This window comes from Cohnella herbarum, assembly GCF_012849095.1.
Lineage (GTDB): Bacteria > Bacillota > Bacilli > Paenibacillales > Paenibacillaceae > Cohnella > Cohnella herbarum.
Genome location: NZ_CP051680.1, coordinates 7,442,984 through 7,466,554 on the forward strand (window position 1 = coordinate 7,442,984; position 23,571 = coordinate 7,466,554).

26 protein-coding genes, 1 riboswitch and 1 other annotated feature (1 of these 28 running past the window's edge) are annotated in these 23,571 nt (G+C 51.3%); of the genes, 21 read left to right on the forward strand and 5 right to left on the reverse strand.

The window, feature by feature from the left end; translation table 11 throughout:
* Positions 1 to 7: 7 nt before the first annotated feature.
* Positions 8 to 1,162, forward strand: coding sequence for an SGNH/GDSL hydrolase family protein (locus tag HH215_RS31210; protein ID WP_169283454.1), 1,155 nt, complete (start codon positions 8 to 10; stop codon positions 1,160 to 1,162).
* A gap of 347 nt (positions 1,163 to 1,509) precedes the next feature.
* Here the strand turns inward: HH215_RS31210 and HH215_RS31215 are convergent, their stop codons facing one another.
* Positions 1,510 to 1,953: a bactofilin family protein gene (locus HH215_RS31215; protein ID WP_254450284.1), complete on the reverse strand. Its 444-nt coding sequence runs from the start codon at positions 1,951 to 1,953 to the stop codon at positions 1,510 to 1,512.
* 5 nt (positions 1,954 to 1,958) lie between these two features.
* Positions 1,959 to 2,957 (reverse strand): M23 family metallopeptidase, encoded by a 999-nt coding sequence (locus HH215_RS31220; RefSeq protein WP_169283455.1) that lies wholly within the window; start codon positions 2,955 to 2,957, stop codon positions 1,959 to 1,961.
* A 160-nt stretch (positions 2,958 to 3,117) separates the two neighbouring features.
* On the opposite strand from HH215_RS31220, the gene cls reads away from it, so the two are divergent.
* Positions 3,118 to 4,548 (forward strand): cardiolipin synthase, encoded by a 1,431-nt coding sequence (gene cls, locus HH215_RS31225; protein ID WP_169284668.1) that lies wholly within the window; start codon positions 3,118 to 3,120, stop codon positions 4,546 to 4,548.
* Positions 4,549 to 4,987: 439 nt separating this feature from the next.
* Here cls and ligD read toward each other — a convergent pair whose 3' ends face one another.
* A complete protein-coding gene (ligD, locus tag HH215_RS31230; RefSeq protein ID WP_169283456.1) occupies positions 4,988 to 5,875 on the reverse strand; it encodes a non-homologous end-joining DNA ligase in 888 nt (295 codons plus the stop codon).
* Positions 5,876 to 6,053: 178 nt separating this feature from the next.
* On the opposite strand from ligD, the gene catR reads away from it, so the two are divergent.
* From catR to HH215_RS31265, 7 genes are all read left to right on the forward strand, one after another.
* Positions 6,054 to 6,374 carry a catDE operon transcriptional regulator CatR gene (gene catR / locus HH215_RS31235; protein WP_169283457.1) on the forward strand — a complete coding sequence of 107 codons (321 nt, stop codon included), beginning with the start codon at positions 6,054 to 6,056 and terminating at the stop codon, positions 6,372 to 6,374.
* Between the two features lie 214 nt (positions 6,375 to 6,588).
* Entirely contained in the window at positions 6,589 to 8,055 is a 1,467-nt protein-coding gene (locus HH215_RS31240; RefSeq protein WP_169283458.1) for an alpha/beta hydrolase family protein, read from the forward strand.
* A gap of 13 nt (positions 8,056 to 8,068) precedes the next feature.
* The gene (locus HH215_RS31245; RefSeq protein ID WP_169283459.1) at positions 8,069 to 8,770 is read left to right on the forward strand and encodes a response regulator transcription factor; all 702 of its coding nucleotides are present in this window, start codon (positions 8,069 to 8,071) and stop codon (positions 8,768 to 8,770) included.
* Entirely contained in the window at positions 8,771 to 9,733 is a 963-nt protein-coding gene (locus HH215_RS31250; RefSeq protein ID WP_169283460.1) for a sensor histidine kinase, read from the forward strand. It begins immediately after the preceding gene.
* Positions 9,734 to 9,735: 2 nt separating this feature from the next.
* Positions 9,736 to 10,656: an ABC transporter ATP-binding protein gene (locus HH215_RS31255; RefSeq protein ID WP_169283461.1), complete on the forward strand. Its 921-nt coding sequence runs from the start codon at positions 9,736 to 9,738 to the stop codon at positions 10,654 to 10,656.
* On the forward strand, positions 10,653 to 11,348 hold the full coding sequence (locus HH215_RS31260; RefSeq protein ID WP_169283462.1) for an ABC transporter permease subunit: 696 nt from the start codon (positions 10,653 to 10,655) through the stop codon (positions 11,346 to 11,348). The genes HH215_RS31255 and HH215_RS31260 overlap by 4 nt, the downstream gene beginning before the upstream one ends.
* 87 nt (positions 11,349 to 11,435) lie before the next feature.
* Positions 11,436 to 12,386: an ATP-dependent DNA ligase gene (locus tag HH215_RS31265; RefSeq protein ID WP_169283463.1), complete on the forward strand. Its 951-nt coding sequence runs from the start codon at positions 11,436 to 11,438 to the stop codon at positions 12,384 to 12,386.
* 69 nt (positions 12,387 to 12,455) lie between these two features.
* On the opposite strand, the gene ku is transcribed toward HH215_RS31265, so the two are convergent.
* Positions 12,456 to 13,346: a non-homologous end joining protein Ku gene (gene ku, locus HH215_RS31270; protein WP_169283464.1), complete on the reverse strand. Its 891-nt coding sequence runs from the start codon at positions 13,344 to 13,346 to the stop codon at positions 12,456 to 12,458.
* A gap of 118 nt (positions 13,347 to 13,464) precedes the next feature.
* On the opposite strand from ku, the gene HH215_RS31275 reads away from it, so the two are divergent.
* The 4 genes from HH215_RS31275 to HH215_RS31290 all read left to right on the forward strand — a co-directional run bounded on the left by HH215_RS31275 (position 13,465) and on the right by HH215_RS31290 (position 15,017).
* Positions 13,465 to 13,641, forward strand: a complete 177-nt coding sequence (locus HH215_RS31275; protein ID WP_169283465.1) for a hypothetical protein — start codon at positions 13,465 to 13,467, stop codon at positions 13,639 to 13,641.
* On the forward strand, positions 13,638 to 13,820 hold the full coding sequence (locus HH215_RS31280; protein ID WP_169283466.1) for an H-type small acid-soluble spore protein: 183 nt from the start codon (positions 13,638 to 13,640) through the stop codon (positions 13,818 to 13,820). The genes HH215_RS31275 and HH215_RS31280 overlap by 4 nt, the downstream gene beginning before the upstream one ends.
* Positions 13,821 to 13,932: 112 nt before the next feature.
* Positions 13,933 to 14,496 (forward strand): FAD-dependent oxidoreductase, encoded by a 564-nt coding sequence (locus HH215_RS31285; RefSeq protein WP_169283467.1) that lies wholly within the window; start codon positions 13,933 to 13,935, stop codon positions 14,494 to 14,496.
* Positions 14,497 to 14,636: 140 nt separating this feature from the next.
* Positions 14,637 to 15,017 (forward strand): hypothetical protein, encoded by a 381-nt coding sequence (locus HH215_RS31290; protein WP_169283468.1) that lies wholly within the window; start codon positions 14,637 to 14,639, stop codon positions 15,015 to 15,017.
* A gap of 67 nt (positions 15,018 to 15,084) precedes the next feature.
* On the opposite strand, the gene HH215_RS31295 is transcribed toward HH215_RS31290, so the two are convergent.
* Positions 15,085 to 15,867, reverse strand: coding sequence for a CAP domain-containing protein (locus HH215_RS31295; protein ID WP_169283469.1), 783 nt, complete (start codon positions 15,865 to 15,867; stop codon positions 15,085 to 15,087).
* A 6-nt stretch (positions 15,868 to 15,873) separates the two neighbouring features.
* Positions 15,874 to 16,004, reverse strand: a riboswitch (cyclic di-AMP (ydaO/yuaA leader).
* 218 nt (positions 16,005 to 16,222) lie between these two features.
* On the opposite strand from HH215_RS31295, the gene HH215_RS31300 reads away from it, so the two are divergent.
* The 8 genes from HH215_RS31300 to tsaD all read left to right on the forward strand — a co-directional run bounded on the left by HH215_RS31300 (position 16,223) and on the right by tsaD (position 22,934).
* Entirely contained in the window at positions 16,223 to 17,479 is a 1,257-nt protein-coding gene (locus HH215_RS31300) for a VOC family protein (RefSeq protein WP_169283470.1), read from the forward strand.
* A 31-nt stretch (positions 17,480 to 17,510) separates the two neighbouring features.
* The gene (locus HH215_RS31305; RefSeq protein WP_169283471.1) at positions 17,511 to 18,005 is read left to right on the forward strand and encodes a GyrI-like domain-containing protein; all 495 of its coding nucleotides are present in this window, start codon (positions 17,511 to 17,513) and stop codon (positions 18,003 to 18,005) included.
* The gene (locus HH215_RS31310) at positions 18,002 to 18,910 is read left to right on the forward strand and encodes a hypothetical protein (protein WP_169283472.1); all 909 of its coding nucleotides are present in this window, start codon (positions 18,002 to 18,004) and stop codon (positions 18,908 to 18,910) included. Before HH215_RS31305 ends, HH215_RS31310 begins: the two co-directional genes overlap by 4 nt.
* Positions 18,911 to 19,033: 123 nt before the next feature.
* Positions 19,034 to 20,059 carry a thiamine-phosphate kinase gene (gene thiL, locus HH215_RS31315; protein WP_254450285.1) on the forward strand — a complete coding sequence of 342 codons (1,026 nt, stop codon included), beginning with the start codon at positions 19,034 to 19,036 and terminating at the stop codon, positions 20,057 to 20,059.
* Between the two features lie 8 nt (positions 20,060 to 20,067).
* Positions 20,068 to 20,586 carry a tRNA (adenosine(37)-N6)-threonylcarbamoyltransferase complex ATPase subunit type 1 TsaE gene (gene tsaE, locus HH215_RS31320; RefSeq protein WP_169283474.1) on the forward strand — a complete coding sequence of 173 codons (519 nt, stop codon included), beginning with the start codon at positions 20,068 to 20,070 and terminating at the stop codon, positions 20,584 to 20,586.
* Positions 20,583 to 21,377: a tRNA (adenosine(37)-N6)-threonylcarbamoyltransferase complex dimerization subunit type 1 TsaB gene (tsaB, locus tag HH215_RS31325; protein ID WP_169283475.1), complete on the forward strand. Its 795-nt coding sequence runs from the start codon at positions 20,583 to 20,585 to the stop codon at positions 21,375 to 21,377. Before tsaE ends, tsaB begins: the two co-directional genes overlap by 4 nt.
* Positions 21,378 to 21,381: 4 nt before the next feature.
* Entirely contained in the window at positions 21,382 to 21,882 is a 501-nt protein-coding gene (gene rimI, locus HH215_RS31330) for a ribosomal protein S18-alanine N-acetyltransferase (protein ID WP_254450286.1), read from the forward strand.
* Entirely contained in the window at positions 21,879 to 22,934 is a 1,056-nt protein-coding gene (tsaD, locus tag HH215_RS31335) for a tRNA (adenosine(37)-N6)-threonylcarbamoyltransferase complex transferase subunit TsaD (protein ID WP_169283477.1), read from the forward strand. Before rimI ends, tsaD begins: the two co-directional genes overlap by 4 nt.
* 497 nt (positions 22,935 to 23,431) lie before the next feature.
* Positions 23,432 to 23,571, forward strand: a binding site (T-box leader) (it continues 123 nt past the right edge of the window).

Here is a 23,571-nt window from a genome sequence, read left to right on the forward strand (position 1 = left end):
AAATGATATGCGCATGTTTGAGAGTAAAATCCTAATTCCTATATTTGTAATCTTCGTTGTCATCGGCGCTATGGCTTATTACGGAGATAAACTCTCCAAAGTGAAAGAACAAAAGAATATTGATGAAGATAAACAACTCTTGAGGAGGCTTTCTTCAAGTATCGAGCAAAAATCCAATCTTACGGTATACGATAAATTGAGACAGGGTAAGGCAATCCGATATTTGGTTATTGGGGATAGCATCGGACAGAGCGATGGGGCTTCCGAGGGGAATCAATGGTTCAGTTTATTGAATCAATCTTTAAGGGATAAATATGAAGTAGTCCCATTCATGAATCGAATCACAATGGGCGGCGCGGTAGTGCTGGCTGGTTGGATCGATTATATCGAGAAAATTCCCAAGAAACCCGAGGGGTATGACATTGTATTTATCTGTTACGGACAGAATGATCAGGGTTCATTAAAGGAAGAAGAATTCGGTGCAATCTATGAAAATCTTGTTCGGCGTATTAAGCAAGATAACCCATTTGCTGAGATTGTCACTATCGTGGAAAGTAGTCTGCAATCGGATAGTTATCCGGATATCATCAAATCCATATCGGTTCATTACCAGCTCATTAACGTAGACACGAGGCAAGCATATAGGGATTCTGGATTTTCAATTGATTCATTAACAATAGACGGTGTGCACCCCAACGATCAAGGTTATAAATTATACGCTGAGCAGATCTTTGATTCGATTAACCGTCAATATGATTCAGGAAAGCGAATTGCCCCACTAAAGGATTCGTTAATCTATGTCAATTCTTCCTTCACGACAGGTCAAACATTCACTGAATGGGATTCCTTAAATGGATTCTTTAAGAGCGGAGGTTCTCTTATCGGCAATTCTTCAGGATTCTCCGCAGAAAGCGAATTTGAAGGGGAATTTCTTGGCCTATCCTATATAACTGATCCTAATGGCGGGGTTCTGAATGTTTATATCGATGGAGAATTACGGAAACAAATCAATACTCGGTTGGATTTTGTTGTGAATTGGAAGAGTCTTGTCGTCAACGGACTAACCAAAGGTAAACATCGTTTGAAAGTGGAGATTGCTCCGCAAGTAAGCTCTAGTTCTCAAGGTACCTTTGCAAATATTGTTGGTTTCATTAGTAACTAAATTGACTTGCCGCAATCCCTATGTCATTGCAGGGCAGGACTAAAGTAACTACTACAACCGCAATGACTGAAAATTGTGGTTATTTGCTGTTGAATTGTGACCTCTAGAAGATGTAATCATAACTGCATCTATTCAGAGCTAGAGCTGAAAGTCTTCTTGAAAAATAGTGAGGGACCATACATACGAACGTATTGATCGGAGTTGTGGTCCCTTGCTCGGGTGTTTGGTCGGCGGTAGATCGAGCCGATGCGTTATGCTTGTTGACGGAGTGGTAGGCCTTATCTCAATCGTTCGAAGGAAGTTTGAGATCAAATACTTACATAGTTAATCGTAAGAAGCAGGCGGACTCAAACCGCCTGCTTCGTTTTCTTATCCCCGTGCTCCTTCGGTCCCGAACCCGCGCTCGACGTAGACCCCTCCGATAGGGCTCCCGCCGTCCTAGTATCCGATCGCCCCATCTGGCTGCCGCCGTTAAGTATGCCGCCTTCTTGCACGTTCAGAATGGCCGCGTGCGAGTTTCCGTGCAACTGTCCCGTCGCCGTTATGAGCAATTTTCCGACGGTATGCACATCCCCGTACACTTTGCCCGCGATCGTCACGTCTCTGGCGGTAATATTGGATTTCGCGACGCCGCTTTCTCCGATGACGATATCCCCCTTGCTCTCGATGTCCCCTTGGTAAGCCCCTTCGATCCGTATTCCCGCTTGGGATTTCAACAGTCCGTTCATCTCCGTACCGACCCCGATTAACGTATCGGTCATGCCGGGCGGATGTTTCTTGTTCTTGAACATAAGTTTCAATCCTCCTTCACTTGTCGTAAATAAGGTAGAGGGTTAACCGGCTCTTCGCTCGAGACGATCTGAAAGTGCAGATGCGGCCCCGTGCTTCGCCCGCTGTTTCCCATCTTTCCGATTAAATCTCCGCGCTGAAGCTGTTGTCCGACGGTCACCCCGATAAAGCTTAAATGCATGTACCAGGATTCCAATCCATTGCGATGGGCAATGATGATATAATTACCCCGTGTGCGATTGAATCCGGCTTCCTTTACCGTGCCATCGCCGGCGGCGTAGATTGGGTCCCCGATATCGCCGGTAATATCCACTCCCGCATGGAAAGTGGATTTCCGCGTGAACGGATCGCTCCGATAACCGAACCCGGAGGTCAGGCGTCTCGATACGGTCGGCCATTCCGAGGGAATGGCGTCCATCTCGGCGCGTTTCTGCTCGGCTTTGCGAAGATTGGCTTCCATGGAAATCGCCAATTCATCCAGCATGGCCGAAAGCTCGGTGAAATCGGCAATCGTCGACTCCATGGCCGCCGCGGACAGCCGATCGTCCGGGTTGGAATCCGCGAAAGCGGAAACCGCAACTTCGGAGTGGGGAGGAGAGTCGGCTATATTCGGATTGGACGAGCTCGCTCCCGTTCCGTCTCCGTATTTTCCGATGAATCGTCTCAATTTTCCTTCGAGCTCGTTCAGCTCGTTCATCCGGCTTTGCAGACGGTCGGTTTGTTCGTCAAGTTGGAGAAGCTCTTGCTTAAGGGTCAGAACTTCGGCGGATTTCCCGGTTAGCGTACGGTCGTGCTCCGCGGATTCCATGGCCAATCGTAACTCCAACTCGTGAATTCGGGTCGTCGCCTTCAACTCCAGGAACGCGAAACCGCCTGCGACGGCCAGAGCCGCGGTGACGGGCAAAAAGACGACCGTTCTCCCCGACACCCGGAATTGCTTAACGCGACGATCGGCATCCCTAATAAGCAGCAGCGACCATTTCGACTTCCGTGTTCGATGTCCCATCGGCTCTCCTTTCAAAGTGAACGCTTTTTGGAGGCTATATATAATGCTATTTATTCTTGAAACCTTTCTTTCATTCCAAAATAATGAGAGTTCGAAAGTGACCTAACTATGCGAACGACATCTATAAATCATTACGAGACGGCGAGGATTAGCGATGATTGTGCTCGGACTTAGCATTCTGTTATTTATCTTTATCTTTCAAGCGGCGACGATACTGCTGCTCGAGTTTCGCAGACCCGCGCATGCAACCGCGTGGTTGTTCATTTTGTTTTTATTTCCGCTTGTCGGGTTTATTTTGTATTATTTTCTCGCGACCGAGTTCCGCAGAAGCCGGAAAGCGCGTCGCCGCGGCAGCTTGGATCAACGTCGCCGGGCGAAGCTGCTGAAGATGAGCACGAACCTGACGAGTTTATCCGAGTTTCCGGCAGGCTCTCCTTTTATCGCTCAGCCGAGATTGCTGCGAGCGCTTCTTAAAGGAGGGGAACTGCCGATCTCGGGGCATAACCGCAGCGAAATTTTCAATAACGGGATGGATACGTACGAATCGATGCTGAAAGCAATCCGCGGAGCGAAGTCGCATATTCATCTGTCCGCGTACATCGTAAGGGACGACGACATCGGGAGAGAGTTTCAACAAGCGCTTATCCGCAAAGCGCGCGAGGGCGTGAAGGTGAAGCTGTTATACGACGGAATAGGGAGCATTAAGCTGAAGGATTCCTACATACGGATCTTGGAACAGGGAGGCGTGGAGTGCGCATGTTTCTTTCCGTTAAGGCCGTCTTTTCTGAAAAAAAGAATGAACTACCGGAACCATCGTAAAATCATCGTAGTGGACGGGCTGATCGGGTTCGTCGGAGGCATCAACGTAGGGGATGAATACATAGGGAAGCATCCTCGTTTGGGCTACTGGAGAGATACCCATATTAGGCTTGAAGGGGATTCGGTCTATTGGCTTCAAGAGGTTTTTTTGAAAGATTGGGAGATGGCGACGCGGGAGAAACCGGACGATCCGACGTTTTTTCCCGAGCATGAATGCGCAGCCGTAGAGCCCGTGCAGATCGTTCCCGCAGGTCCGAACCGAAGAGGGGACGCGATTCACGATTCCGTCTTCGCCATGATGACGTCCGCGAAGGATCGAATCTGGATGACGACCCCTTATTTCATTCCGAGCGCGAGCATTGCGATGGTCTTGCACGACGCGGCGACGAGCGGGCTCGACGTTCGCATCATTATTCCCTACGTTCCGGATACTTGGCTTGTCCATTTGGCGACGTTGTCCTACGTTGAAGAGATGATGCGATCGGGCGTACGCGTATATCAGTATAAAAAAGGCTTCGTGCACGCGAAAACATTGGTCGTGGATCGATACATTTCGGTCGTCGGCTCGGCGAATATGGATTTACGCAGCTTCTTCAGCAACTTCGAGATCAATGCCCATTTGTTCGATCCGGCGGCCATATCCCGCTTGGAGAGCGATTTCTTGCAAGATCTGGAGGATAGCACGGAAATCAACTTACAGAAGTTTCTGGATCGCTCGAAAACGCAAAAGGTAAAGGAAGCCCTAGCAAGAATTTTATCCCCTCTACTGTAGAGGAGGTTCAAAAAGTCGACTTTTGATCACGAAGCGAAGCAAGAAGCGTATTCGACGTCGAATCTTGAATTCAGCCGGGCCTTCCGGTGCTCACGTAGGTTCTTCCTACGCTCCGCTCCTCGGTCCCTAGCTTCATCCAACCTTCTCGGTGCTGAAAAGCCGGCTTTTTGAACTTTCATTTAGAAGAAGAGGTTCAAAAAGTCGACTTTTGATCACGAAGCAAAGCAAGAAGCGTATTCGACGTCGAATCTTGAATTCAGCCGGGCCTTCCGGTGCTCACGTAGGTTCTTCCTACGCTCCGCTCCTCGGTCCCTAGCTTCATCCAACCTTCTCGGTGCTGAAAAGCCGGCTTTTTGAACTTTCATTTGTAGAGGAGGTTCAAAAAGTCGACTTTTGATCACGAAGTAACTCAAGGAGCGTATTCGACGTCGAATCTTGATCACTTCCCGAGAACATGGGTGATAATCGGGGCCAGCGACTGGCTCGTCACGGCGGATAGAAGATCTCCGCGGGTTTGCAGCCGCTCTCTAATATTGAGCAAATGAAAGTCGATCGGTTTAACGTCTTGGCGCACTTCGTCCCACGATAAAGGAGTCGAGACGGTGGCTCCCGGCCTGGCTCGCGGAGAATAGGGAGCAGGCAGCGTCTTGCCCGCGTAATGTTGGAGATAATCCAAGTAAATCAGATCCCCCCTGTCTTTTTTCATCCTCTCGACGGTAAACAGCCGCGGGTTCTGAGCCACGAGATATTCGGAAATAAACTTGCCGAATTGTCTTAGCTCGTCGAAGGTCGGTCCTCGCTCGATAGGCATAACGATCTGCACTCCGGTCGCTCCGGAGGTTTTGGGTACGGCGTTTAGCCCTAACGAGCCCAGCAGTTGCCCGACGAGCGAGGTCGCTTCCATTAACCTGGGTTCTTCCTCCAGCGTAGGATCCATGTCCAACATCCACGTATTCGGAAGCGGATTCGCAATCTCATCGGAGGAAACGTGGAATTCCAAGCTATATAGGCTACCCATCCACAACAAAGCGGGAACGGAATCCAATACGACGTAGCGGATTTTGCCATCCATGGCAGTGTTAACGAAATCGGGCTTCGGCTGGGGACAGTTTTTCTGGTAAAAGGAGACGCCGTGAATACCCTCCGGATAACGAATCGTAGTCAAAAAACGGCCGGATGTATACGGGAGGATGTAAGGGGCGAGCTCGGTTAAGATCCGCACGTATTGCAGCTTCGTGATCCCGGCTTCGGGCCAGATCATCTTGTCCGGATGCGAGATCTTCAATTCGAATTGACCGAGACGTACTACCGTAAGCTGTTGTACCATTCTAAGACTCTCCTTAGCATCGATATCCGTGGCGATTACTTTGTCGTTTAGTATTGCCGAATCCGCGAATAAGGACTCCGTCCTTGGAAAGAAGTCCTAATGATTACTTATTATCATGCGGTTACCTAATGTAACAAAGTGGCGTATAATAAGAAGTACAAGGGATGAGGTGTTGATCATGGACCAACCGCAAATGTGTCCTCGATTCGAGAAAGCGATGGAGCTGCTGAGCAAACGGTGGACGGCGTTGATCGTCTTTCAATTGCTTCAAGGCCCGCAACGTTTCGCCCGAATCGAAGGCTCGCTTCCGAATTTGAGCGGCAAGGTGTTGTCGGAACGTCTAAAAGAATTAGAAGCCGAAGGAATCATCAAGCGGGATGTTTTTCCGGAAACTCCGGTGCGCATTGAATATAAATTGACGGATAAAGGGAAAGCGTTAGCTCCGTTGTTCGATAACATTCTTAGCTGGTCCAGCGAATGGATCGAGCTTGCGGAGTAAAGCCGCTTCCCAGCGAGCGGATGCAAAAATAATAAACGTGGATAGATCAGCCTTCGGGCGAAGTTCTATCGACGTTTTTTTGCGTTCTGTGACTATAGGGAAAATGTAAGAAACAGTTAAGAATTAAGAAAGAGAAACGATAATCTTTGTTCCTAGAATAGAAATCGACTCAGCCTCCAGATTTTGGACGATCGAAAAGGAGTGGCTTGATAAGATGAGATTTTGGGAAATCGTACTGGTCGTCGTGAATTTCGGACTGTTGTATGGGGTAATTATGAAGAGGAAAAAAGTCGGCCCGGCTATCGGTTCGCTCTGGACGCTTGCCGTAGCTTACCTGGCCGCCATCGTGCAAGCGTCCGTGGAAGGCGCGAGCTGGCGAATGATTCCGGCGTACTTGACGTTGATTCTCTTAACGGCGTACTTATACGTCGGCAGGGATAAAACGAAGTCGAGGAAGTGGTATACGGTTACGATTCAAACGGTGCTGTTGACGATCTATCTGGCCATCGCGATCATTCCGCCGGTCGCCATGCCGATCTTCTCGTTCGCGAAGCTGTCCGGAAGTTATCCGGTAGGAACGATGACGTATCATTGGATCGATGAGAAGCGCACGGAAACATGGTCCGACGTTTCGCGGACGAAGCGCGAACTGATGGTGCAAATGTGGTATCCGGCTCTGGAGGGAAGCGGGAAGAAACCGGCTCGGTACGTAGAGAACTCCCCGGAAGTGAAGGCGGCGTTAGCGGAGCAATTCGGGTTGCCCGCCTTCGCGATGGGGCATCTGGGCCTCGTTCGGACGCATGCCCGTCCCGAAGCCACCCTGTCCGAAGCTCAGTGGCGCTACCCCGTTCTTGTTTTCTCTCACGGCATGGGCGGCAATCGCAACCAGAATACGTTCGAGGTCGAGGAGCTTGCGAGTCGAGGTTATATCGTCGTGGGCATCGATCACGCCTATCAATCGGGAGCGACCGTTTACCCGGACGGCCGCACGGCGAAGTTTAACATCGAGAACCAGCCCACGACGAAGGCGGGATTCGATGAGCTCATGTCGGTTTGGACCGCGGACGCGGCATTCGTGCTGGATCAACTTGAACGATTGAATCGGGGCGGGGAAAGCGATCGTTTTGCGAATAGGCTCGATCTCGTTAGAATCGGCATGTTCGGACATTCCTACGGAGGAGCTGCCGCCGCGCAGATGCTGGCGCGCGACGCCCGCGTGAAAGCCGCTATCGACATGGACGGCGGAATGTTCGGAGAACCGCTTCCCGCGGGAGGCGTCGGGAAACCGTTCTTGCTGATGAACGCGCAAGGAACGCTCGATGCCGATCGGTTCGAAGAGGGGCTTGACTCGAGCACCCGGGAAGAGCTGTACGAAATTACGGGAAGAAACCGCGAGGCGGTCGAGAAAGACTTTTACGATCTTATGCGAAGGTTTAAGGATGCCGTCGCGAACGACGGCTTCTCCATGGTCATTCCGCATTCGACGCATATTAGCTTCAGCGATTACAGTTTGTATTCCCTGCTGTTTCGGGCGAAAGGCGAGCAACCGAAGCAAATCCATCGCATCGTCAACGAATTTACGCTCGCTTTCTTCGAGCGATATCTAAACGGGGCGGACGATTCGGTACTTCGGCAGTTGGACGCCAAGTATCCCGAGGTCAATTTCAAAACGAATAAGTGATATAATATCAAGCATGAAAACACAAATATTGCTAGTGGAAGACGACCGCTCGATCAGCGAGATGGTGGCGAATCATTTAAGCAAGGAAGGCTTCGAGATCGTCTGCGCTTACGATGGAGAGCAGGCGATCCGGTTGTTCGGACGGCAGCCGTTCGACTTGATTCTGCTCGACCTGATGCTTCCCAAGCTGGACGGCATGGAGTTCTTGAAGCTGACCCGAGCGGATAACGTCATTCCGATTCTTATTATGTCGGCCAAGGACGGAGACGTAGACAAGGCTCTCGGTCTCGGCTTCGGGGCGGACGACTATATCGTTAAGCCGTTCTCGTTGATCGAGCTTACGGCTAGAGTAAAGGCGGCAATCCGCCGGGCAACGCAATATTCGGCCGCTGCCCGGGAGCAGGTTGCGCCGAGGGTTTTGCAAGTTCACGAACTGACGATCGACGCGGACAACTTCGCCGTCTCCAAGAACGGAAGGGATATCAAGCTGACGGCCAAAGAGTTCCAAATTCTATTCCTGCTCGCCACCCATCCGAAGAAGCTGTTCACGAAGGAGCAAATTTACCGTTCGGTGTGGAACGAAGAATACTACGGCGACGAGAACAGCATTAACGTTCATATGAGCAGGCTGCGGGACAAGATCGAGGATCGTCCTTCCGAGCCGAAATACATTAAGACGTTATGGGGCATCGGATATAAGCTGGGGGAGTTTTGAGTGGTCGGGATTCTGATCGGTATCGTCATTGCGCTAATCGCGCTCAATATCGCCCAGTACCGGACTGGCCGGAAACGGGAAAGGAACTTGTCTTACGTATGCGACAAGCTCCGGACGATCGTGGAGGACGGTCGTTCCGAGAAAGTGCTGCTGTTTACGGACGATCGCGCATTGAAGGCATTGCTGGTCGAACTGAACGGGCTGTTGGAGAAAAAGGACGAAACGTTCTTGAAATACGCGCGGAAGGAAACCGATATCCGCAAAATGCTCGCCAACATTTCCCATGATCTGAGAACTCCGCTCACTGTCGTGCTAGGCTTGACGGAAACGATTTTACGCGACGGGAAGATGGCGGAGGGCGAAAGGCAGCAGCTTCTTAAGAATGTTCACAATAAAGCTGCGGAAATTTTGCTGATCATCAACAAGTTTTTCGACTTGGCCCGCTTAGAGTCCGGCGACAAGGAGTTGCAACTGATCCGAGTCAATATGAGCGAAATCTGCAAAAATAACTTGCTCTTTTTCTACAATCAAATCGAAACCGCGGGTTTGGAAGCTGTCATTGATGTCCCGGAGAAACCGATTTACGCGCTGGGCAACGTGGAAGCGCTGGATCGGATTTTGCATAATCTCATCTCCAACGCCATTCGATACGGAAGCGACGGCATGACCGTCGGTTTGGCGCTGCGCGAGGACGAGCGTTTCGTATACGTCGACGTATGGGATCGCGGCAAAGGAATAAGCGAAACGCACGGAGATCGGGTATTCGAACGCATGTACACGCTGGAAGATTCCCGGATCCGGCTTTACCAGGGGAGCGGCTTGGGCTTAACGATAACGAAGCGGCTCGTCGAACATCTGGACGGAGAGATTGCGTTAGAGAGTCGGCCGTTCGAGAGAACAACGTTCACCGTGCGTCTAAGGCGAGCGGGTTCGTTCATGAGGGAGAGCGAAGGAGGTGGCTAACCGTGACCTATGTCATTAGCACGAGCGGGCTCAGCAAAATCGCGGGCGGGAAAGCCATCGTGTCCGAAGTGAACCTGCATGTCAAGAAAGGGGAAATCTACGGATTTCTCGGACCGAACGGCGCTGGCAAAACATCGGTCATGAAGATGCTGACGGGATTGTGGAAACCGACCGGAGGCGATATCGAGTTGTTCGGCGAACGGTTGACGAGCAGCTCCTTCGAAGCGCTGAAACGATTGGGCAGCCTGATCGAATATCCGATATTTTACGAAAAGCTGACCGCCCGGGAAAATTTGAAGCTGCATTGCGAGTATATGGGCTATCATGACAGCCGGGCCATCGACGAAGCTCTTGCTTTAGTCGGCTTAACGGACGCCGCGGCTAAGGCGGTGAAATCTTTCTCCCTTGGAATGAAGCAGCGACTGGGATTAGCTAGGGCGATCGCGACCCGGCCGGAGCTATTGATCCTGGACGAGCCGATCAACGGCCTCGATCCGATCGGAATCAAGGATATGAGAAGTTTGTTCGCCATGCTGAGCAGGGAATACGGAATGACTCTATTCCTTTCCAGCCATCTGCTCGGCGAACTGGAGCAGGTTGCGGATACGATCGGCGTGATCCGGGAAGGTAAGCTCGTTCGGGAAGTAGCGATGTCGAACATTCGCGAGAAAGGGATGGAGCATATCGAACTGACGACGAACGATACTTGGAAAGCGGCCGGAGTGCTGGACGATAAGCTGGACATCCGCAACTTTAAAGTGATGAGCGAGTCGACGATCCGTATCTACGACTTCCGCTTGCCCCAATCCGACATCGTCAAAGCGTTAGTCTTAAACGGCGTTAACATCGAAGAGATCGGGCGCAAGCGGCATTCGTTGGAGGATTACTTCTTCAGCCTCATGGAAAGAGGCGATGGCGCATGATTCTGCTCATGAAGCTGGAATTGAAAAAATACAAATTCGGCGGATACATCGTCGGCGTCATCGCGGCGAATCTGGCGCTCGCGGGCATCGTATGGACGCTTCAGCAACAAGGGTGGCAGGATGAAAGCATCGCCTCGTCTCCGACTTACGCCGTCGCGTTCGCTTTTATCCGTGCTATGGTGAGTATTACGTTTGGGATATTCGCTGCCGTGCTTATGGCCAGAATGATCGTCGGAGAGTATACGAGCAAAACGATCTCGCTGTTGTTCGGTTATCCGATCGATCGACGAAAGGTGCTTCTTTCCAAGCTGCTGCTGGTCTCGCTTGTCACCTTTATCGTTCTCATCGTCTCTAATCTGATTATTAGCTCGGCATTCTGCGGGATGAATGTCTATTATGATTATATTAAAGAGCCGCTTACCCGAGAAATCTTATACGGGCAAACGGTCGAGATGTTCGTGCAAGCCGGTCTGACGACGGCGATTAATTGGATCCCGTTCGTTCTGGGAATGATCCGGAAATCGGCGACGACGACGGTGACGTCCTCTTTCGTCATCGAGTTCGCCATATATGCGACGAATAACGGGCTTACGCTTAGCGTGATCCCCGCGGTTACGATTTCGTTGGCGGCGATCGGCGCGGCAGGCGCGTACTGGACGATTCTCAAGGCCAATCGCGATGACGTGTCGTGACTTAAATGGTCTTGACCGGTTCTATGGATGAATTGGGTATACTGAGTGGAAAACGCGAGTAGCGAAAAGGAGTACCCGATTAGACGTATGGATTTGACTGCGGTATTTCCCTTCGAGCCGATCTCGGCTAAGCGAATCCCTTCGGGCGATCAATGGATCGCGCAAATCAAATGGGACGGAGTTCGGATGTTATCGTACTTCGACGGTCATCGGATCAGGCTGTTCAATCGCAGACGGAACGAACGGACGTTGCAATACCCCGAACTGCTGATTCCAAACGATTATTGCCGTTCCTCTTCGTTTATTTTGGACGGGGAATTGATTGCTTTCGATGCCGACAAACCTTCCTTTCATGAAATCATGAAACGCGACAGCATCAGAAACCTTAACCGTGCGGCTCAAGTTCAATCGCAAGTTCCCGTTACTTACATGATCTTCGACGTGCTATATAACGAAGGAGAATGGGTGACGAGTAAGCCTTTATCGGTCAGGCAACGCTTATTGCAAGAAATAATCTTACCGCGAGCGAACGTGCAAATCGTGCAAAATTTCAGCGATGCAGGCGGTCTGCTGCAGGTCATGAGAGCCCATCGAATGGAAGGAATCGTTCTGAAGGACAAACAGAGCGATTACTCCTTGTCGGGCAAAGACGGCCGTTGGCGCAAATTCAAAATTTTTCACGATTTGCATGCCGTGATCGGCGGAGTGATTATCAAGCACAATATCGTGAGTTCCATGCTGCTAGGGCTCTATGATGAGCACGGAAGTTTGCAATATATCGGACATTCCGGAATGGGTAAACTGACGGGCGCGGAGACGATCGAGCTTACGAAACAAGCGATTCCTCTGTTCTCCTCTTCCAACCCGTTCGGCAGTACCCCGGAAAGAGCCGATGAAGCGGTATGGTTAACCCCGCGCATTATCGTAAAAATACAGTTCATGGAATGGACGCGAAACCGAACGATGAGACATCCTTCGATGCAAAGCATCGTTCACGAGGTGAAATTGACGGATTGTACGTTTAAGCAATTAGATTGAACGTTATAAAAACAGGCAGGTTTGATCCAGGAGGAATCCGAACTTGCGGTCGTGAAGCCGAGGAACCGTTCAGGGAACGGCTCCTTCTTTTTTGCGGCCGCGGGTTCCTCGCGGTTTTGCTTTGTTACGGTCGCCGGATGGATCGGCAGATGGATCGACTGCCGAATCCGGTAATGGCGTCGAGGCTGGCTTAACCGCCTCTAAGCTTGCTTGAAGCGCGGCCATGAGATCGATAACGTTCGTTTTTTCCGCGGCGGGAGCGGTAACGATGTCGGGGCCCTCTCCGGATATTTTACGCTGAATAGCTTCCTGAAGGCTGATTCGGTAATCGTCGGTATACTTGTTCGGATCGAATGGCGTCGATAGCTGTTCGATTAGCATTTTCGCCATAGTAAGCTCCCGTTCGTTCACCGTCGTCTGTTCGGGTAAATTCGGCACTAGCTGCAACGAACGGATTTCATCCGGATAATGCATCGTTTCCATGCAGATGCAATTGTCGACGGCTCGAATGGCCGCGAGGCTGCTTTTGCTGCGGATCGCAATTTTGGCAATGCCGATTTTGCCGGATTGGCGCATCGCTTCCAGCAACAGATTGTATGCCCCCGACCCGGCTTGATCCGGAGATAAATAATAAGCCTTCTGGTAATACAGCGGGTCGATTTCCGTCAAATCGACGAAATCCAGGATTTGAATCGTTCTCGTATTTTCCGGCTTGATGGCATCGAGTTCATCGGAATCGAATAAGACGAACCTGCCCTTCTCATACTCGTACCCTTTCGAGATTTCATCCCATTGGACTTCCTTCTCGCAATGAGGGCAAGTTCGAACGTTCGAGATTGGCGTGCCGCACTCCTTATGGATCATTCGCAAGTGGATGTCCTTGTCTTCGGTAGCGGTGAACATTTTGACGGGGACGTGTACCAATCCGAAGCTGATGGCGCCTTTCCACACGGTATGCATGGGCGGATCTCCTTTTCGTTTTTTCGTCGTCTTAAGGTTCCCACTCCGCATGGAAACCAACCGTGCAGGGAATATTGGAAAAGGTCGAAAAGTCAATATCGGGAGGTAGATCGCCAACATGGATACGGAAAATAAGGATCAAGTGGTCGCGGATTCGATGCACGAGGGAAGAGACGTTTACGACATGGACGTTGATCGCATGATTAACGAAGGTTTAGGCGGAGGGCAAGTCACGTTGCAGAACGGATTAATTTCGGAAACGACGACGGGAACGATGGAGGAGGATATTCCGTGAATGCTCAAAGAGCGCAGGAGATTTACGATTCCTCGGATAACATCGCCGTTCGATTAGATGACGGACAATCGGTGTGGATAGAAAAAGTGGACGTCGAGAACGGCGTGGCGACGGTGCAAGTCGGACAAAATCCGACCGATACACAGACGGTAGGCGTCGAGCGGCTGAAGGAGCATTAATGTCGAAGGAAGCGTAACGACCGGGAGATACGATGGGCTTACTTTTTGAAAGCAGGTCAAGCTCGTGCTACAATAAGGTGAGTTCCATAATATCCCTTAAGGAGTGGTTGTTATGTACGATATCGCCATTATCGGCGGAGGTCCGGCAGGCGCGAGCGCGGCAATCTTCACTGCGAAGGCAGGGAAGAAAACGCTCGTTATCGATAGTGACCAAAGCGTAACGAAACGAGCTTGGTTGGAAAATCACTATGGAACAGAGGGAATCTCGGGTCCCGACCTCGTCGCGGCCGGTAAAAGACAAGCCGCGAAATTCGGAGCGGAATTCGTAGTCGCGAAAGCTACGAAGCTAACGGCAGGGGACGGTTTCATCAAGATCGAGACCGAGGGAGAAACGTACGAAGCGGGTCATGTTATTCTGGCTACGGGGATGTTCGTCGACGCAGCCGAGGCTAGCGGCGTTCGCACGAAGCCGGGAACGGAGCCGCGGATCAAGACGATCGTCGATTGCACGCCGGAAGGCAAGACGAGCATCGACAATATCTGGGCTGCCGGTACCGTGGCCGGAGTTAGCATGCACACGATTATTACCGCCGGAGACGGCGCTAAAGTCGCGATTAACGTCATTAGCGAGATCAATGGCGAGCGTTACGTCGACCATGACGTATTGAAGTCTTAAATAGATCATGATCCTGTCCATCCCATTTCGTTCTTTGAACGGATGGGATGTTTTATTCTACAGGAAGCAACATATTTCATTCGTACGGCGACCAAATTTCTGGTACAATCATCCGTACATGGATGATGGGAGTTGGAACAATGAATCACGAATTAAAGGATATGTTACAATCCGTTATTCGAGAAGAATTAGCGCCTGTTCATCAACGATTAGAGCGGATTGAAACACGGTTAGATCGAGTAGAAGAGCGGTTAGATCGAGTAGAAGAGCGGTTAGACCGGGTAGAAGTACGGCTAGATCGAATGGAAACGCGGTTAGAGAACGTGGAGACGCGGTTAGATCAGGTAGAAACACGCTTAGAAGCATTAGAAGAAGATTCTCAACTGATTAAACGGGCTGTACTGGAAACAAACGAGAGCGTTAAGCGTTATGAGGCTATTCAGGAGAGCCAGCAGCGGATCATCGAATTGCTCTCGTCCAGGTCGATTGAGCAAGAAGCTCAGTTGAAACGAATTGTTTGATGGTTTCATGTAAAAAAAAAGGCATCGCAATCCGCATGGGCGGTTCGCGATGCCTTTTCGGTTTTTACTATGCGATGAATTCTTGAACCCATACGCCGTTATAATAAGCTACGCCGATCGTCGTGAAGTTCGCGCTCAGAATGTTCGCGCGATGACCGGAGCTGTTCATCCATGCCGTCATGACTTCTTGCGGAGTACGCTGACCTTTGGCGATATTCTCGCCGGCATATCTGTAGCTGATTCCGTATTGCTTCATCATGTCGAACGGCGAACCGTAAGTCGGAGAATTGTGGTCGAAGTAACCGTTATTGTACATGTCTTTCGCTTTGTCCAACGCCATTTTCGTTAGCGTGGCATTCGACATTTTCAACGCGCTCAAGCCTGCTTTCGCGCGCTCTTGGTTAACGATAGATACGACTTCGGTAGCGTAAGCGGATGTAGCAACCGTTCCAGAACCTGTGCCTGTTCCAGAACCTGCGCCCGTTCCATTACCTGTACCGGAACCTGTTCCGGTGCTAGGCTTGCTCGGTTGAGTCACTTGACCGTTGCCGGAACCCGTACCCGGTTTGCTAGGCTGCGTCACTTGACCGTTGCCCGAATTTTCCGTGCCTGTTCCGGGTTTGGATACGACGGGATATTTGCCTTGCATGATTTGTTGCAATAGCGTGTTCAGATCGATGCCTAGACGGCTCGTGACTTGCGTGATCGTTGTTGTCTGCGCGTAGTTGCTTCCGGACGTGCCTGCCGCGGATGCTGCGCCAATGCCTGTCGGAATGGATACGGCGAGTGCCAACGTACCTAATATGAGAGTCTTCTTCAGACCTTTATTGTGCTTGTGATGCTTGTTCATGAATGATGTTCCTCCCTTGTTTGCCTGCGGAGTTAGCTGTCGGGTTAGGACCAAAGTTGCCCCGCCGCATGTTGCGCGGCTTCACCCCATGGTGGTGGGTTCTCCGCGTCCGTTGTGGACTTCGGCTGGAATATCTCAAAGTCTATCAGCTAGCGGAAGCGAAATCATTTCATAAATCCTGCCAAGCGGAACGATCGACGCCCGTTTTTGTTGACTTGGCGGCGTTTAGAATCTCAAATAATATTATTCTCATAATCCATTAAGCAGGAATTCCCAGTAAAAAAGGCGAATGTATATTCGTATAAGGGTGGCGAGACTAAACCGGCATTGCACGTAAATCGAAGGGAGCAAAAGAATGAAACTCGAAGCGCGCATCGCGTGGAAAGAACCGTTTAACGTAGTAGGGGAGAAGATTCGGTATACGCCGAAGCATCATACGCCGAATTCTAAAAACGAAATCAGCAAGCTTTGGCAGCGCTTTAACACTCGCGGGGAAGAAATCCTCCATTTCGACGGAAAAAGCTACGGGATGTGTATATTCGGACCGGAGGATATGCCGGGGCAAGCCTTCGATTACATTGCCGGGGCAGGAGTCGCCGCAATCGGGAATATCCCCGAGGGGATGGTGGCCGAATCGTTCGCAGGCGGTCTGTACTGCGTCATACAGCGAAGAGGGCCTATTGATGAAATTGGAGAGGCCTTTCAATATTACGAAAGCGCTTGGCTTCCGAATTCCGATTACGAGCCGGCCGGCGGAGTCCATTTCGAATTATATGACGATCGGTACAAAGGCAACGATAACCCGGATTCGGTCATGGAATTGTGGTTTTCTATTCGTAGAAAACACGAGTTGCCCATTGAAAATCGAGCGGCGAGTTTGTTCGTCCACGTGACGGATTTAAGGCGAGCGACAGAGTGGTATAGCAAGCTGCTAGGATTACCGATTATGGAGGAACGGATGAACGGAGGTCCGGTATACTGGTTTGATTTGCCCGGTACGGGGCTCGTTCTCGACTCGGATGCCAACAACCATAACAATCCGGACTGGCAGCAAGAGAAACCGCTCGTTATGTTAGCGGCATCGGACATCGATCGTGCTTACGCATACATCTGCAGGAAGGCGCAAGTGCTGTCCGAACCCCATCGTTTCGATGGGATGGCGTATTTTAATTTCTATGATCCGGAAGGAAAAGCCGTCATGGTTTGTTGGAGCGCGGACGGAGGCAAGGAGTATGGGCTTCCCGTTACGGACAGCCCGGTGAAGGCTAACATAGGCGGAGTATTCGTCAATGTGAAGAATATGGAGAAAGCGGCAAGCTGGTACTGCGAACTGCTTGGAGTGCCACTGGATGAAGAGTCGGTTAAGCAGTCGGTTTATTCCGTTCCGGTAACGCGTGGAGCTTCGCTTTTATTAGACGACAACCGGTACCGCAATCATGAAGCATTCGAAATTCTCTTTATGTTCGATACCGACGATATCGATTCCGCTTACGATTTTGCCGCCGATCAAGGGATGACATTTCACGGAGAGCTAGAGCGGCATGGCGAAATATCCTTCTTCGTCTTGAAAGATCCGGACGGGAACTTGATTATGGTGTGCCAAGGTCGATAAGTAAATATTCGAATTTAAGGGAGGGGTTTCGTTGCGGGTATCCATCGAACAAAAACAACCGTTAAGAGTCGCCGTAATCCGAAGCGAGTGCAATGGGAAAGAAGTTAGATTAGCGTGGCAACGCGTTCAAGAGCTGTTGAAGAACCACCCCGCCGTATGCAACGACGAATTCGGGCATGTGATCATTCCGGAATGGCAATGGTCGACGGGCGTGACTACGTTATGGACGGGAGTGGAGGTCGGCGGCTTTGATGACCTTCCGGATGGGTTGGAGACGATAACGATTCCCGGGCGTAAGTTCGCCAAAATAACGGTGAAAGGCAATAGAGAAAGGTTAGAGGAGACTTACGCCTTTCTGACCGATTGGTTTCGGACCGAAGGGTACGAGCGAGATATGAACGAAGGTTCTTACGGATACGAGGCCAATCGCTTGAAGCCGATCAATCCGTTCCTCGTGCCGGCGGACGAGATCGATGAGTTCGACTTCGATATCTATGCTCCGATAAAGGAGAACGTGCAATCATGACGAAAAAGCTTGGCAGGGAAGCGTTTGGAAGAGCACGGCAGTTTTTATTAACGGGCGGCGCAAGGAAGCTGGAGGCTGCTTTGTTCCGATATGAGTTCGAGCGGGGCTCTATTGAGGATGTCTATCTCGAGTTAGAGAAATTTCAGAACGATGACGGAGGATTCGGTCGGGCATTGGAACCGGATCTTCGGTGCGCGGCCTCATCGGCTCTGGCAACGACGACCGCGCTTCAGCTATTGCTGAGCGAGAATATACGGAACGAGGCAATGATCGGGCGCGCCATGCAATACTTGGTGAACTCCTATAACGATAACCGGACTGGCTGGGACATCATACCGAAGGAAGCGGAGTTATCCTCAAGAGCCATTTGGTGGAACTACGGCGCATTCGAAGATCACTGGGGAAATCCGAACGCGGAAATCGTCGGATACTTCAATGTAGTTCCGGTTGCCGGACATTCGGATCTGACAGCCGAGTTAAACGACTATGCATCGCAATATTTGCAGGAAAAAAGCGATCTAAAAGAAATGCATGAAATGTTATGTTATGTCCGTTGGGCGAATACCCTATCGAAGGAGGCGTACGAAGCGATCGGCAATAAGCTCGACGAGTTTATCGACAATTGCGTAGCGAGGATGCCAGAAGATCGCATCGGATACGGTTGTCCTCCCCTAATGCTCGTGGATTCACCGAAATCCCGTTACTACGCGAAATATGAAGCGGTTATTCCTGGAGACCTCGATCAGATGATCGAATCCCAGGGAGCGGACGGAACTTGGTTGCCGAACTGGACTTGGGGAAGGTTCGAGGACGAATGGGAGACGGCCAAGACGGAATGGCAGGGGATTATAACGTTAAACTCCTTACGAACGTTGCGGAGATTCGGTCGGCTCGACACGGAATAAAGAGGTCATTCGGCCATATGGCTTTCAAGACCCGATCGGCAACGCCTGCCGAACGGGTCTTTGCATGTTCAGGCGCACCCCGATATAATTAAGGACAAAATGACGACGAAAAGAGGTAACGCCGTGCCGCCACTGGACGAATTCGGACGCATTCGCGCCTGGACGGAAGGTCGTCAGTCCCAGGAGTTCTTTGACCGGGCAGGCGTTACGCTCGGCATCGGAGACGACGCGGCCGTCGTGACCGATTCACCTGGACAGGAATGGTTGCTTGCCATGGATACGATGGTGGAAGAAGTTCATTTCCGCAACGAGACGATGGGTGCCGAGGATATCGGGTACAAAGCGCTTGCGGCTAACGTGAGCGACATCGCGGCGATGGGCGGCTTTCCGAAGTTCGCGCTGGTATCGGTATGCGTTCCTCCTTCTTGGGACGCAGCACGTATGAAACGGCTGTACGACGGTATATATGCTTGCGCGGAAAGATACGGGGTGGCAGTCATCGGTGGAGATACTACCTCGGCTCCAACGCATCTTGTCGTAGCGGTAACGCTCATCGGCACCGTCGAAGCCGGCCGAGCGATTCGCCGAGATGGCGCAAAAGCAGGGCAGTTCGTGTTCCTAACCGGGCCTACGGGCTTGTCGGCGGGGGGACTGCACGGCATGCTAAGAAACGGACATTCCGAGAAATCTTCGCTTCCGACTCCGTCAAGGCTCATTCAAGCCCATCAACGTCCGATTCCATCGGTCAAGGCGGGCCGCCTTTTGTTGGAACAAGGATGGGGAGCGTCGCTTAACGACGTAAGCGACGGCGTTGCCAGCGAAGCCTGGGAAATCGCGGAAGCTTCGGGCGTGAGATTGCGGCTGAAGGAAACGCAATTGCCGCTCTCCGGCGAACTCGCCGCGTATTCTCGCGATAATGGCTTGGATCCGCTAGATTTCGTTCTCTATGGCGGGGAAGATTACGTACTTCTAGGCACCGCCGACCGGGAATACGAACAAGCGATGAAGGAGCGTTTTCGATCGGAAGGCATTCCGTTGTTTATCATCGGCGAAGTGGAAGAGGGATTGCCGGGAGTGTTCGCAGAAACGGCGGCGGGAGCGACCAAGCCGGTAAGCAAGCGCGGTTATAATCATTTTCCGAAGGGGTAAAGGAAATCATGCAACGGAAATTAACGAACGATTCGCCGACGAAGTACGTTCGGGAAGCGATTGCCGAGAAGAGCACGGTAGAGTTTGCCGAAGCGGTGGCCAAGCTTGCGGGACCCGGAGACGTTATTGCGTTGGACGGCGACTTAGGCGCAGGTAAAACGCGTTTCTCGCAAGCGTTCGCGGCCGCGATCGGCGTCGAAGGCATCGTGAACAGTCCTACTTATACGATTATTAAAGAATATGAGGGAGTACATTTCCCTTTTTATCATATGGACGTCTATCGGCTGTCCCTGGAAGAAGCGGATGAGCTTGGATTGGACGAGTATTTCCATGGGGAAGGCGTAACTTTGGTGGAATGGGCATCCTTGATTGAGCCTCTTCTGCCTGAAGAACGGCTACACCTTTATATTGAGACGACGGGTCCGCAATCTCGTACGATAACTTGTCGACCGGTCGGTGCGAAATACGAACTATGGTGCAGCCAATTAGAATGGCAGCGGGTTGAGAAGGAGGATCCTACGGCATGACGGCACAGAATGCAAGGCATGGCGATCGCTCCGTTACGGTTCTAAGCTTCGATACGTCGACGGCGGCTTTCGCGGCCGCGATCGTTAGAGATGGAACGATGCTCGATTCCATTGTTTCCTTCACGGAACGGAATCATTCGGTTAGAATTCTATCCGAGATCAAGGAACTTCTTAGCCGCAATGGAATACGGGGGAGCGATCTGGATGCCGTGGCGGTGGGTCAAGGCCCTGGGTCTTATACGGGCGTCCGCATCGCGGTGACGGCGGCCAAGACGTTGGCTTGGGCTTGGAACAAGCCTCTGATCGGCGTGTCCAGCTTGCAAGCTTTGGCTTACGGAGCCTGGAATCATTTGCGCAAAGCGAATGAAGATATGGTAAGCGATCGGAACCATTGGATCGTTCCGCTCATGGACGCGAGAAGAGGTCAGGTCTATACTTGCCGATATTCGGCTGATCTCTCGGGGGAATGGAGCATGATCGATCCCGATGGCATCCGTTTGATCGAAGATTGGGCACGGCGAATCGAGCAGGAAGCGACGCTAGACGCCCAAGTTTCTAAAATATGGTTCGTAGGCGACGTGGAAACGCATCGAACGACGATAGAGCTGGCCGAGCAGTCCGGGGCTAACCTGCGAACGTTGGCTTTCGATATGGACGCGGCAGCCGTCGGACAACTGGCGGAGCTTCGATTCAGGCTGGGCGAACGGGATGACGTTCATTCTTTCGTTCCGAACTATACGCAATTGGCCGAAGCGGAAGCGAAGCTGCTCGCGGCGTCTCGGGGAGAGTGAGAGGATGAATTACCGTTTAATGAATTTGCACGATATCGACGCTATCGTGGATATCGAACGCGAAGCTTTCACGGCTCCTTGGTCGGCGGAAGCTTTCCGCAACGAGTTGACTCATAATCTTTTCGCCAAATATATGGTAATGGAATTGGATGAAGACGTCATCGGATACGGCGGCATGTGGCTGATTATCGATGAAGCGCATGTAACCAATATTGCCGTAAGGGCGGAATATCAAGGCAAAGGTTACGGAAAATCGTTGTTAAGAGAAATGATGAGGACCGCATATTTTCTCGGGGCCAGACGTATGACCCTGGAAGTGCGCGTGTCCAACGAGCGAGCGCAGTCCTTATATCGTAAAATGGGATTCGTCCCCTCGGGAGTCCGGCCCGCGTATTACTCGGACAATCTGGAGGACGCTCTTATTATGTGGGCGGAGCTCGAGCCGGATAGCGATGACCATGCGGAATTCGCGGGGGCGGCAGAGGTAGAGGGGGAACGAACATGAACGAAGCGAACGTAACGGCGGCGGATTCATCCGCTAGCGATTACTTGCTTCTCGCGATAGAGACAAGCTGCGATGAGACGTCCGTCGCGGTCGTGCGGAACGGAAGGGAAATCTTATCGAATATCATTTCGAGCCAGATCGAGACGCATAAGCAATTCGGCGGGGTAGTTCCCGAGATTGCATCGCGCAAGCACGTGGAAAGCATTACGCTCATTCTCGAAGAAGCTCTTCGAGAAGCGAAGATTAGCTTGCCGGAGATCGATGCGGTTGCGGTCACGCAAGGGCCGGGTCTGATCGGCGCGTTGTTAGTCGGGGTCGTCGCGGCCAAAAGCTTGTCGTTGGCGCTGGACGTTCCGTTGATCGGTACTCATCATATCGCGGGACATATTTATGCCAATCATCTGATCGGAGATATCGTCTATCCGGCGATTGCCCTTGTCGTGTCCGGCGGACATACGGAAATCGTCTTGCTGGAGGAAGAAGGCAAATTCCGCGTGATCGGCCGGACAAGAGACGATGCGGTAGGGGAAGCCTATGATAAGGTGGCACGGGCGCTTCAGTTTCCTTATCCGGGAGGTCCCTACGTGGACAAGCTTGCCCAAGAAGCGACGGAAGAGATTGTTTTGCCTCGCTCTTGGCTGGAGCCGGACAGTTACGACTTCAGCTTTAGCGGGTTGAAATCCGCGGTGCTGTCGGAGATTAACCGTTCGCGCATGAAAGGGGAATCCCCGGATTTCTCCGCATTGGCTCGCGGGTTCCAACAATCGGTTATCGACGTGGTCACAAGCAAAGCCGTTAGAGCCGCCAAGGAGTTCGGCGCTCGTCAAATGCTTCTATGCGGAGGCGTCGCGGCGAATCGAGGCTTACGCGATAGGCTTAGCTCGCTGTGCGAGGAAGCGGGATTACCTCTGCTTATTCCGCCGAATAAGCTGTGTACGGACAATGCGGCGATGATCGCCGCGGCCGCGGATTTGAAATGGCGACGGGGCCAGTATTCATCGCTGGATCTGAAGGCGGAGCCGATCTTGTCTCTTGAAGATTGGTCTGTCTAGGGAAATTCTAACCTATCAGACATACATGCCGCTAAACGGCATCGCTGATGAATGAAAATGTTGTCCATGCTTAATGCTGGGGCTGCATCAAATAACGTTATCTTGTATCGCTATCGTCCCCAAAGTAACTCCGATATTCGCAATAACGTTTTGCCATAACGTTAACTCATATCAGAAAAAGAAAATAGACAGATTTCAAAGAACTAACGTTATGCCATAACGTTAGTGGACCCCGAAGCCATCTGAAGAACCGAGATAACGTTATTCCATAACGTTATCTCACACCTCTCTGAAAGATGGGGGAGATACATTGTCGTATGCTGACGAAACAGCGGATGTTCTATCCGTTCTGGAATGAATAGAGTCACGCTTGAAGGCGGACATGATTTGTACTCATAATGACAGCAAATAGAAAATCAACAAATGAGGAAAATTGAATTGACAGTTCGCTCGTTGGTGAATATAATAAATAACAATCCCGCAAGGGAATAAAGCTTAGAAACGCGATGAACAGGAACAGTAGGGCAAACCCGGAATACAGAGAGCTGCGGGACGGTGCAACGCAGCGGATGGGAACCTGAAACTCGCCTGGGAGCGGATGAATGGAAACACGCGGAAGAAAGATTGTCCACTGCGT

What these genes read in the sequence shown, in the direction of transcription:
- HH215_RS31210 (WP_169283454.1), top strand. Translation starts at nt 8, where the DNA reads ATGCGCATGTTTGAGAGTAAAATCCTAATTCCTATATTTGTAATCTTC.
- HH215_RS31215 (WP_254450284.1), bottom strand. Translation starts at nt 1,953, where the DNA reads ATGTTCAAGAACAAGAAACATCCGCCCGGCATGACCGATACGTTAATC.
- HH215_RS31220 (WP_169283455.1), bottom strand. Translation starts at nt 2,957, where the DNA reads ATGGGACATCGAACACGGAAGTCGAAATGGTCGCTGCTGCTTATTAGG.
- ligD (WP_169283456.1), bottom strand. Translation starts at nt 5,875, where the DNA reads ATGGTACAACAGCTTACGGTAGTACGTCTCGGTCAATTCGAATTGAAG.
- catR (WP_169283457.1), top strand. Translation starts at nt 6,054, where the DNA reads ATGGACCAACCGCAAATGTGTCCTCGATTCGAGAAAGCGATGGAGCTG.
- HH215_RS31240 (WP_169283458.1), top strand. Translation starts at nt 6,589, where the DNA reads ATGAGATTTTGGGAAATCGTACTGGTCGTCGTGAATTTCGGACTGTTG.
- HH215_RS31245 (WP_169283459.1), top strand. Translation starts at nt 8,069, where the DNA reads ATGAAAACACAAATATTGCTAGTGGAAGACGACCGCTCGATCAGCGAG.
- HH215_RS31260 (WP_169283462.1), top strand. Translation starts at nt 10,653, where the DNA reads ATGATTCTGCTCATGAAGCTGGAATTGAAAAAATACAAATTCGGCGGA.
- HH215_RS31265 (WP_169283463.1), top strand. Translation starts at nt 11,436, where the DNA reads ATGGATTTGACTGCGGTATTTCCCTTCGAGCCGATCTCGGCTAAGCGA.
- ku (WP_169283464.1), bottom strand. Translation starts at nt 13,346, where the DNA reads ATGCATACCGTGTGGAAAGGCGCCATCAGCTTCGGATTGGTACACGTC.
- HH215_RS31275 (WP_169283465.1), top strand. Translation starts at nt 13,465, where the DNA reads ATGGATACGGAAAATAAGGATCAAGTGGTCGCGGATTCGATGCACGAG.
- HH215_RS31285 (WP_169283467.1), top strand. Translation starts at nt 13,933, where the DNA reads ATGTACGATATCGCCATTATCGGCGGAGGTCCGGCAGGCGCGAGCGCG.
- HH215_RS31290 (WP_169283468.1), top strand. Translation starts at nt 14,637, where the DNA reads ATGAATCACGAATTAAAGGATATGTTACAATCCGTTATTCGAGAAGAA.
- HH215_RS31295 (WP_169283469.1), bottom strand. Translation starts at nt 15,867, where the DNA reads ATGAACAAGCATCACAAGCACAATAAAGGTCTGAAGAAGACTCTCATA.
- HH215_RS31300 (WP_169283470.1), top strand. Translation starts at nt 16,223, where the DNA reads ATGAAACTCGAAGCGCGCATCGCGTGGAAAGAACCGTTTAACGTAGTA.
- HH215_RS31310 (WP_169283472.1), top strand. Translation starts at nt 18,002, where the DNA reads ATGACGAAAAAGCTTGGCAGGGAAGCGTTTGGAAGAGCACGGCAGTTT.
- tsaE (WP_169283474.1), top strand. Translation starts at nt 20,068, where the DNA reads ATGCAACGGAAATTAACGAACGATTCGCCGACGAAGTACGTTCGGGAA.
- tsaB (WP_169283475.1), top strand. Translation starts at nt 20,583, where the DNA reads ATGACGGCACAGAATGCAAGGCATGGCGATCGCTCCGTTACGGTTCTA.
- rimI (WP_254450286.1), top strand. Translation starts at nt 21,382, where the DNA reads ATGAATTACCGTTTAATGAATTTGCACGATATCGACGCTATCGTGGAT.
- tsaD (WP_169283477.1), top strand. Translation starts at nt 21,879, where the DNA reads ATGAACGAAGCGAACGTAACGGCGGCGGATTCATCCGCTAGCGATTAC.